General features: G+C 71.3%; 1 protein-coding gene and 1 pseudogene. Both read left to right on the forward strand.

All coding sequences use genetic code 11. From position 1 onward, the window contains the following. Nucleotides 1-585: pseudogene (locus BN358_RS24975) on the forward strand (DUF11 domain-containing protein); the annotation flags it as partial. A 74-nt stretch (nucleotides 586-659) separates the two neighbouring features. Next, on the forward strand, nucleotides 660-954 hold a 295-nt coding region (locus BN358_RS24980), incomplete at its 3' end, for a DUF11 domain-containing protein (RefSeq protein WP_157593582.1).

Raw genomic sequence — 954 nt, forward strand, 5'->3', positions numbered from 1 at the left:
CCGGTCGGCGCGCCTGTGTCCGGTACCGACACGGTGACGACCACGATCGACCAGGCCCCCGCGGTCAGCCTGCTCAAGCAGGCGGGAGCGCCGTCGGGGAACACGGCGGGTTCGACGATCGTCTACAGCTTCGTGGTGACGAACACCGGCAACGTCACGCTCGACCCGGTGAGTGTCGACGACCCGCTGGCGGGTCCGGTGACCTGCCCGGTGACGACGCTGGCGCCGACCACGTCGACGACGTGTACCGCGACCTACACCCTCACCCAGGCTGACGTGGACTCCGGCCAGGTCGACAACACGGCCACCACGACCGGAACCCCGCCGGCAGGCCCCGGCGTGACGTCGACCAGCTCGACCTCGACCGCGATCACCGCCACGCCGGGCATCGCCCTGGTGAAGTCCGGCACCGCCCGGGGCGATCGCGCCGGTGACGAGGTCGACTACAGCTTCGTGGTGACCAACACGGGCAACGTCACGCTCGACCCGGTCAGCGTCGACGACCCGCTGGTGGGTGCGGTGACCTGCCCGGCGGGACCGCTGTCCCGGATGCGTCGACCACCTGCACCGGCAGCTACACCCTGACCCAGGCGGACGTCGATGCCGGGCACGTGCCGAACACGGCGACGGCTTCCGGCACCCCGCCTGTGGGGGCAGCGGTGACGGCCGAGGGCAGCTATGACCTGCCGATCGCGCCCGGTCCGTACCTCAGCCTGGTCAAGCAGGCGACCCCGCCGGCCACGGTTGCTGTCGGGTCGATCGTCGAGTACACGTTCACGGTGACCAACACCGGCAACGTCACGCTCGACCCGATCAGTGTCGACGACCCGCTGGCCGGCCCGGTGGACTGCCCGGTCACCAGCCTGGCCGGTGGCGCCTCGACGACCTGCACGGCGACCTACGCCCTCACCCAGGACGACATCGACGCCGGAGCGGTCACCAACACGGCGGCCG

Origin of the sequence: Sedimentibacter sp. B4 (genome assembly GCF_000309315.1) — a bacterium.
Lineage (GTDB): Bacteria > Bacillota > Clostridia > Tissierellales > Sedimentibacteraceae > Sedimentibacter > Sedimentibacter saalensis.